Consider the following 9,099-nt stretch of genomic DNA (forward strand, 5'->3'; position numbering starts at 1 on the left):
TCCGCCTTATTCAAACAAGACGTCTATACCTTCTGCCCCAACCTCCAAGCTCGCTCGCTCCGGCATATGACCCGCCGTCTGCTGCCATTGTAAAAAGCTTTGGGCTATCGCCGGCATCACCTGACGGTTCAGCAGGTGGTCGATGTTGCGCGCACCGCTGTCGCCGGTCGTACAGGAATCGGCCAGCAGCGCTGCAAAGTCCTCACTGTAGCTGAGGTGTGTTTGATGGGCTTCATACAGCCGGTTTGCTATTTTATCCAACTTCAATCTGACGATTTGGGCCAATGCTTCTTTTTCCAACGGACGGTAAGGAACGACCTGCATACGCGCCAACAATGCGGCCTGGAAGTGGTCTGTCAGTATCGGACGGATGGCTTCCGCCAGTTCTTCCAAGCTGTATTCGGGTGCTTCTTCGGCTTCGGCCGGGCCGTCTGAAACCTCGGTGTGCTCAGGGGAGGTTTCCGGTATTTGTGCAGAAAGTTCTACTTCGGTATCGGCGATCTGTTCTTGTCCGTTTGCTTCTTGGTTTTCTTCTGCAGCGGCTTCTTCTGCCTCTTCTGGCTCTTGCGGTTTTAACAACTGGGTCAGTTCGTTTGCGCCCAAGTTCGAAGTCATCAGGATAACGGTGTTTTTGAAGTCGATTTCCCGGCCTTCGCCGTCACGCATCATGCCTTTGTCGAAGACTTGGTAGAAGAGGTTAAGGATGTCTTTATGGGCTTTTTCGACTTCGTCCAGCAATACGACGCTGTATGGTTTTTGACGTACGGCTTCGGTCAATACGCCGCCTTCGCCGTAGCCGACATAACCCGGAGGCGAGCCTTTAAGTTGGGAAACGGTGTGTGCTTCGCGGTATTCGGACAGGTTGATGGTAATCAGTGATTTTTCGCCGCCGAAGAGTGCGTCTGCCAATGCCAGGGCGGTTTCTGTTTTGCCGACACCGGATGGGCCGCTCAACAGGAATACGCCCAACGGGGAGTCGTTGGTTTTCAGGCCGGCTTTAGCGGCCCTTAAACTTTGTGCAATCGCATGGATGGCTTCGTTTTGTCCGACTACGCGTTGCTCAAGCAGGCTTTCGAGCTGCAGCAGGTTGGCCAGTTCGTCTTTGAGTACACTGCCTGCGGGCACGCCTGTCCAATCGGCGATAATGTCGGCAATCACGGTTTCATCGACGCTGGTAAAAATCAGCGGTTTGCCTGCGACGACGGCATCCAGCTGTTGCTGTTTCCCGGTCAGGCTTTGTTGTGCGGCTTTCCGCTCTTCGGAAGTCAATTCTGTATTTTTGGCGGCTTCCATCAAGGATTGGATTTCGTCCGCCAATTGTTTTTCTTCCTGATAGCGGCGGTTCATTTCTTCGCGCTGTTCGTTCAGCTGGGCAATTTCCTGCTCGACTTGTCGGATGTTTTCTTCTTGCGACGCGTTCAGACGGCCCAATTGTTTGTCGGCATCCAATGCTTCCAATTCCCGTTGCAGCGAGGAGGCCTGTGCCTCCATCAAGCCGAAGATATGGGGAACGGTATCCAAGCTCATGCGGACGCGGGCGGAGGCTGTATCCAACAAGTCTACGGCTTTGTCGGGCAGTTGGCGGCCGGTAATGTATTTTCTGGAGAGTTGTACGGCTGCAATGACAGCGGAATCTTGAATATGGACTTTATGGTAAGCGGCATAACGCTGTTTCAAGCCGCGCAGCATGGTAAAGGCTGATTCGTCATCGGGCTCTTCTACTTTGACCATCTGGAAACGGCGCTCCAATGCGGCATCTTTTTCAAAATATTGTTTGTATTCGCTCCAGGTTGTGGCGGCAATGGTGCGCAATTCGCCGCGTGCCAAGGCTGGTTTTAAGAGGTTGGCGGCATCTGCGCCACCGGCACTGTTGCCGGCGCCGATTAAGGTATGCGCTTCGTCAATGAACAATAAGATGGGTTCTTCGGAATTTTGAACGGCTTCAATCACGTTACGCAGGCGTTGTTCGAATTCGCCTTTGACGCCCGCACCTGCCTGCAGCAGGCCCAAGTCCAAGACCAATACCTGTGTGTTTTCTAATATTTTAGGCACTTCGCCTGAGGCGATTTTCAAGGCCAGGCCTTCTACCAGTGCGGTTTTGCCGACACCTGGTTCGCCGACCAAAATCGGATTGTTTTTACGGCGGCGCGATAAAATATCCATCATTTGGCGGATTTCTGTTTCGCGGCCAAATACGGGGTCGATACCGCCTTGGGCTGCTTTTTCAGTCAGGTTGACGGTAAAGCGAGCCAATGCATCGTTTTGTCCGGTTGCTTTAACCGGTTGTGATTTGGATTCTGCCTGAGTGCCGTCCTGGCCTTCTTCGGCAGAAGTTTGGGCAAACGTATTGTTGGTGCCTTCGATGGAGACTTCATCCAACCATGTTTTCAGACGGCCTATTTGGGTTTCCGTCAGACTCAACAGCGGCCATGCATCCTGCGTCATCAGACGGTAAGGGGATTTCAACAATGCTTGATACAGATAAGCGGAACGGATTTCCGAGGCGCCTTCATCACTTGCCAGCAGCCATGCGTCTGACAATAGGCTGACCAGTGATTTGGACAGTGAAGGATTACCGCGGACATTGCGCGGCAGTTTGTCCATCGTGTCCAGCAAAGGGTTCCAGATGTTTTCCGAATCAATTTCGTAACGTCTCAATAAGGCGCCGACATCGCCATCCCCTAATTCCAATAGCTTGATAAACAAATGGTCAACCGTAATTTCGGCATGACCCCGTGTTTGACATAAACCGGCGGCGGCTTCCATTGCCTGTTGGCAATGCGTATTCAGACGACGTAATAATAAGGCTTGATCATGTGCAGACATTTGATATCCCTGATGTAAAAATGTGTTATAAAAAAGTGCTACCTTTATCAGGCAGCACTTTATGTGGATGATTAAGCGCGGCTTTCGTTCCAGCTGTCGGAATGAATGATGTTACCGTCTTTATAAGTCCAAGTGATTTTTTCGTAGCGCAATTCAACGCGTTCCAAGTGGTTGTAACGCTCGCGTGCAGGGTCTTTGATATTGTGCATTACAGGACCTACTGCGACAACTTTAACGTTGTCCAGTTTGGTATTGAAGTACTCTTTCTCTTGACCAGATGCATCAATTTGATACCACTTGATTTCTACTTCTTTTAAAGTTTGACCGGTGGTTACCGCTTTGTACAAGTATGGAGAAGACGCATCGTATTCTTTGTACAATACGATAGGTTCATGAACGCGGGTACCTGTCAGTTTGCCAGTATTGGCATCTGTAGGAATGCGGACGTTGTGTTGGAACTCAACGATCTCAACACTGTCTTCACGGCCGTGAACGTCAACGGAACCTTTAATAGCGGAACCGCCATCGTCTTTCAGCCACATATAAGCAGGAATTGCCATATTTTTACTCCTTAGTTTTATTAAAAACGCTTTAAGTTTTAAGGCTTAAAGCAACTTGTGCTGCATTGAATTACTGTGTTGCCGAGGGAATAAGGATAATCTCAACCCTACGGTTCTTGGCCTTACCGTCTTCTGTTTGATTGTCTGCAATCGGTTTGGTATCGCCCAAACCTTTGACTTCAAACCTGCCTTCCGGAACATTGGAAGAAATCACCAACCAATCTTTGACGGATTGAGCTCGTTTTTCTGACAACTGCTGATTGGAAACGGGATTTCCGACATTATCGGTATGGCCTTCAATTAAAATGCGGGTATCAGGATGTGCTTCGATTGCCTTCAATACGCCAATTAATGCTTTATTGGCATTATTTTTTAATTCAAACTGTCCGGTTTCAAAAAGTGCCAAACTGTCCAAGGTAAGAACTACCGGATCCGGCTTCTTAACAGGCTTGGGTTCGGGTGCTTTAGGAATTTCGGCAGGGATTAAGGCTTTTAATTTGGGGATATAGGCCTGCGCACGATACAGTCCCAAACCCAAATATGCAGGAACGCCGTGATCACGGTATCCTTCAAGCAATTTCAAGTCTTGCTTCAACAACCCTAATTTTCTATCCTGTTCGGCTTTATCCGTTTCCATACGGAAGTCCGCTATATGCGTGCCAATTTGTTCCAACAAACGGCTGTTATTAACGGTTGAAAACGACGTAGCTAGAAAAAACCCGGCAACACCAATGAATAATACCTTAAAAATCATATCTGAAATATGATTTCTATGATAAACGGCATATTTATCCAGATATTCGGATAGGATGTATCTTACTGTATCATGTTGAACACTTTTTACCGTCGGAATAAGACCATCTGTATTTTTTACAAGATAAGCGGCCCATTCAGATGTATTTTGAAAATTTCCGCCATCGGCAAGGCTTAAACTGCATATGTCCACATACTCCCATCCGCTATCTGTATTTTTTAAGAATTTTTCTTCTAAAAAATTCAGTGCCTCCATCAGATAAATATATTGATGGCTATACTGGGCATTGCTGTCATGCAGGAATTTAAGGGACAGGGCGTTTTTCAGATTCTTTAAGAATTCGTTTATCTGCAGACGGTTGTGTTCTTTCTTATTGATGATAGAAAAAACGGAATGGCTGTTTTTTCTATCAAACAAAAAAGATACCGGCGTTTGAATCAACCAGTGCACCGGGATAGTCAAACCCGTGCTCTTCTGCAGAAAAAGTATGTTACGCAACCATGTGCGCAAAGTGGTCGCAATATCGGTATTTTCCGCAGGGGAAAGCCACAGCTCCAGACTCACAGAAACATACTTATGGGCTGTATTTTCAAGCAAATTGGAAACGACCGGATGCAGATTTTCCGAACCCGATATGTTGATATAGACGGTTTCATTTACCCTCTCCACCAACTTTCTCGGCGCAGAAGAGTCATGCAGACGAATGGTATAGCAACCCAAATCTCCGTTGGAATCCAATTCCCCTGAGATTTTCTTCCAAAAATCCGTATTGATTTGTTCGTGTTTTTTCTTTAGATAAAAACGCCAATAATAAAAGGCCGCCCCAATGGATAATGCCCAAGCACAGCCTTTGATTATCCAACCTGTCTGCCAATATACTGCGAACACATACAGTAAAACGAGCTCAAAAACAGCCAAGACCGCCAGAACCGAAATTTTCCAATAAGTCATTATATAAACACTTGAAATTACAATGCTTGTACTTGCTCAACCAAACCATCCAGATAATATCCAAATGCAAAGTATGCAACCGTTGCCACAACAATGCTTCCTACAAGCAACCAGGCCGGACGGAGGCTGAATGCTTTTTTCAGCGGCATTCCCTTTTGATCTATATAAAACAACTTGCCATCTTCCGATACAGCATTACTTGGGAAGGCCGGAGTGATTTTTTTCAACTGTTCCTGTGCAGTATGCAATGCATCTTCATCCAGAACATATCGGCCCCTGAACCCCAAGTTGATCACGCTCTGATAGGTTTCCGCCACCAAGGGGCTGGCATCCTTGTGGTTTTTACACAAAGATTCGATTCTGTCACACAGGATATTCCCTGCATTATATGATTGGAAAAAACAAACCTGCATAGGGTTTCTTTCCCACACTTCCCTGTCGTTACCTTTCAGCGTGCGCAGTGCAACTTCATCCAAAAGGGCACATTGTGCATATGAAACTTCTTCAATATCCGCCTCTTTCCATCCAAGCTCGGCTAATTTTGCCTTTAAATCTTGAATCAGATTCTTGCAATGAACATACCATGATTCGGAATGGTCAGGTGTAAAGCCGGCGGATAATGCAGATACCGCCAAAGCAGTATCTCTCAAAACGGTTCTAATTAAGGGTTGATTATTCATATATTAAATACTCACTACTGCAAATAGGCTTAAATGTAAATCAGAAATAGAGGCCGGAACATAAATGCTGCATACTTGGGACTGCATCATCCTATCAAACGCGACATGCCGTTTATCCAACCTAAAATACACATTGTCCATTCTAAAAGGCAGGCCCGGCGGAGTCTGATGGAGATGATGCAAAGGTACGCCGACCACTGCCGTATTAATTACACGCTCCACATCATCGGGCGCACCGATTTTGCTGACCAAAGGCAGCTGTTTTTGCAATTCCGAGAAGTCGACGGAGTCGGAATGGGCGGAAAGATAAAACTCTGCATCAGCATTGATTCGGTCATCAAATATTTGGGCGCGCCAATGCGTCGATTTCAGATGCTCCAGCGACAATTCGATAACAGGGGAAGGAATAACCTCATCCAGTAAATCTCGGATCTTTTGTTCCAAACGGTTGAATGTTCCAAACAAATCAAAGTGATCATATGAGTCTATTTCTTTAACGGACTCGTTGGCTCTAAAGGTATACAGCATACCCAGCAGGCGTACCAAAAGTTTATAAAACTCTTCCGGATGTTTCTGAGGGTAGTCATTCAGGTGCTTCAATTCCGGATAAATGGTATTTAAGCCATGCAGAAACCAAAACAGCATCGAATCGGAAACTGAAAAATCAACGACACTTTCGCTCCGAGAGCGGCGGCGGGCAGACAAATTCTCTATACGGGATAATACCATCAAAGTGATACGGTTAAGACAAGAGAATAAAGTTTCCGATCCTGTTATGGATAACAATGGCGGGATATAGTTTTTAGCCCAAACGAAAGCGCCCGTCTCATCTTTCTCTATTGCACCGATAGGACAGGTAATATAGTCGTCATTTTGTTCAAAATCGAAACGAATGGTGAGATTCAATCCCTCCACCGCAAACTCTGTTTCTTCGGCAGAGAAAATATCCTCCACCTTCTCAAAGCTCTTAACAAAGCGCTTGGGCGTATCTTTGGTTTCATCCTCATCTACCAAGTTTGAAACATGTGCCTGATAGACTGGCAGTGCCAACAATACAACATTTCGTTGCTGTAAAGGCAGACCTTCAATATTGCGCACATTGACGTGGCGTCCGCCGGCCTGCAAATCAATTAAGGTGCCATCCGGCAAGCATGCCTGAAGTGTATCTAATTTGATTTTTCCAACTTCTAATGCCTGCCGGTCAAATTCACATTGAAAACAGCCCCACCTAAAATCCCCCATCACTCTCATTAACAGGGCATGCATATGATTGTTGAATTTGTCTTGTTGTTGAAAATGTTGAGGAGATAAGAGTACCCCCTCTTCCCATAATGGCTTGTGAAATTTCACTGAAAAACCTTTTTCCGGTAAATTTGAATACGATAGACAAGCTATCTGTCTAACATTTATACTAACCAATCAGGATATTTCCTGACCCCATACCTTGCATTTTATTTGAAAAAATGACATAAGTGTCATTTAATCTATCAAAAAAGGATAAATTTCATCGTGAGCAAAAGTTTTCAAAACGAAGTTCCGCCTTCCCGCATCAATATTAAATTGGATTTGCATACCGGCGGTGCACAAAAAAAGGTTGAGTTGCCGCTTAAGCTTTTAGTAACCGGCGATTACAGTAACGGTCAAGATAAACGCGACCTTGCCGAAAAAGAAAAAGTCAATATTAACAAAAACAACTTTGATTCAGTATTATCCGATTTCAATCCTAAAGCCAATCTGACCGTCAAAAACACACTTTCTCCTGCCGGCGGTGAGATGAATGTGAATTTGGATTTCAAATCTATGCGTGACTTCCATCCGGAGCAAATTGCCCAAAATGTACCGGAATTGCGTGCCTTGCTGGCTATGCGCAACCTGCTTCGCGATTTGAAATCCAACTTATTGGACGACTCTGCTTTCCGTCGCGAATTGGAAACCATTCTGCGTGACGAGAACCTGTCTGCCGAACTACGCGACCGTCTTGAAAAAATCGCACCTATCAATAATAAGTAACATTAAAGGCCGTCTGAAATACCCGTAAGGATTCAAATATGCAAAAAAGCCAAAAGGCCCAAGCCCAAACTACAGTGATCGAACAAGAAAGCACAAACAGTGTTTATGAAGATCTGTGTAAAAAAATCAATCTGAACGCCGTTGACTCCGTCATTGATATCGAGCAATTCCAAAGTGCCGAGAAAATGTCGGAAGCCTCTGCCGACGAACGTATCGCGGCAGCTGTCAGTGTCTTCATGAAAATGATCCAAGACTCCTCTCAAAAGGTGGAGCGCCTGGACAAAAGCCTGCTCGATTACCACATCGCACGTATCGATGAACAACTCAGCCGTCAACTGGATGAAATCCTCCATAACGAAGAATTTCAAAAAATTGAATCTGCATGGCGCGGTTTGAAATTCTTGGTTGACCGAACCGACTTCCGTCACAACGTTAAAATCGAAATCCTCGACGTTTCCAAAGAAGATTTGATTCAAGACTTTGAAGATGCGCCTGAAATCGTGCAAAGCGGACTGTACCGCCACACTTACAGCAACGAATACGACACCCCGGGCGGCGAACCTATCGGTGCCGTAATTTCAAACTACGAATTTGACCGCAGCCCTCAAGATATGGCTTTGTTGCGCAATATCTCACGTGTTTCCGCTTCTGCACACATGCCCTTTATCGGTTCAGTCGGCGCATCCTTCTTCGGTAAAGAAAGCATGGAAGAAGTGGCCGCCATCCAAGATTTGGCCAACTACATGGATCGTGCCGAATACATCAAATGGAAAAGCTTCCGTGAAACAGACGATGCACGCTATATCGGCTTGACCCTTCCCCGCTTCCTCGCCCGTCTGCCGTACGGCAGCGACACCGTGCCTGTCCGCGGCTTCAATTACGAAGAACAGGTAAAAGGTACGGAACATAACCGCTATTTGTGGGCAAATGCATCATTCGCCTTTGCCGCCAATATGGTGCGTAGCTTCATCAATAACGGTTGGTGTGTTCAGATTCGCGGCCCGCAGGCCGGTGGCTTGATTGAAGACTTACCTATTCACATGTATGACCTGGGTACCGGCAATCAAATGAAAATCCCGACAGAAGTCCTGATTCCGGAAACCCGTGAATTTGAATTTGCCAATCTGGGCTTTATTCCATTGTCTTTCTATAAAAACCGCGATTACGCCTGTTTCTTCTCCGCCAACTCAACACAGAAACCTGCGTTGTATGAAACCAAAGAAGCAACCGCAAACAGCCGTATCAACGCCCGTTTGCCTTACGTCTTCCTGCTTTCCCGTTTGGCGCACTACCTCAAACTGATCCAGCGTGAAAACAT

7 protein-coding genes are annotated in these 9,099 nt (G+C 46.1%); 2 read left to right on the forward strand and 5 right to left on the reverse strand.

The genetic code is table 11. The features are described 5' to 3' along the window. Window positions 1-6: 6 nt before the first annotated feature. From tssH to tssK, 5 genes are all read right to left on the reverse strand, one after another. A complete protein-coding gene (gene tssH / locus ACTHUG_RS11060; protein WP_440386793.1) occupies window positions 7-2,826 on the reverse strand; it encodes a type VI secretion system ATPase TssH in 2,820 nt (939 codons plus the stop codon). A 71-nt stretch (window positions 2,827-2,897) separates the two neighbouring features. Beyond that, window positions 2,898-3,386 (reverse strand): Hcp family type VI secretion system effector, encoded by a 489-nt coding sequence (locus tag ACTHUG_RS11065; RefSeq protein WP_107858381.1) that lies wholly within the window; start codon window positions 3,384-3,386, stop codon window positions 2,898-2,900. A 70-nt stretch (window positions 3,387-3,456) separates the two neighbouring features. After that, entirely contained in the window at window positions 3,457-5,091 is a 1,635-nt protein-coding gene (locus ACTHUG_RS11070; protein WP_440386792.1) for an OmpA family protein, read from the reverse strand. A gap of 17 nt (window positions 5,092-5,108) precedes the next feature. Beyond that, window positions 5,109-5,771, reverse strand: a complete 663-nt coding sequence (locus tag ACTHUG_RS11075) for a DotU/TssL family secretion system protein (protein ID WP_440386791.1) — start codon at window positions 5,769-5,771, stop codon at window positions 5,109-5,111. A 3-nt stretch (window positions 5,772-5,774) separates the two neighbouring features. Then, on the reverse strand, window positions 5,775-7,121 hold the full coding sequence (tssK, locus tag ACTHUG_RS11080) for a type VI secretion system baseplate subunit TssK (protein WP_440386790.1): 1,347 nt from the start codon (window positions 7,119-7,121) through the stop codon (window positions 5,775-5,777). 159 nt (window positions 7,122-7,280) lie between these two features. Here tssK and tssB point away from each other — a divergent pair, with 159 nt between their 5' ends. Beyond that, complete coding sequence (gene tssB, locus ACTHUG_RS11085) at window positions 7,281-7,781, forward strand: type VI secretion system contractile sheath small subunit (protein ID WP_070589491.1); 501 nt, start codon at window positions 7,281-7,283, stop codon at window positions 7,779-7,781. A gap of 38 nt (window positions 7,782-7,819) precedes the next feature. Then, a partial coding sequence (gene tssC / locus ACTHUG_RS11090; RefSeq protein WP_440386789.1) for a type VI secretion system contractile sheath large subunit occupies window positions 7,820-9,099 on the forward strand: 1,280 nt, incomplete at its 3' end.

It is taken from the genome of Neisseria sp. P0022.S009 (genome assembly GCF_051956675.1).
GTDB lineage: Bacteria > Pseudomonadota > Gammaproteobacteria > Burkholderiales > Neisseriaceae > Neisseria.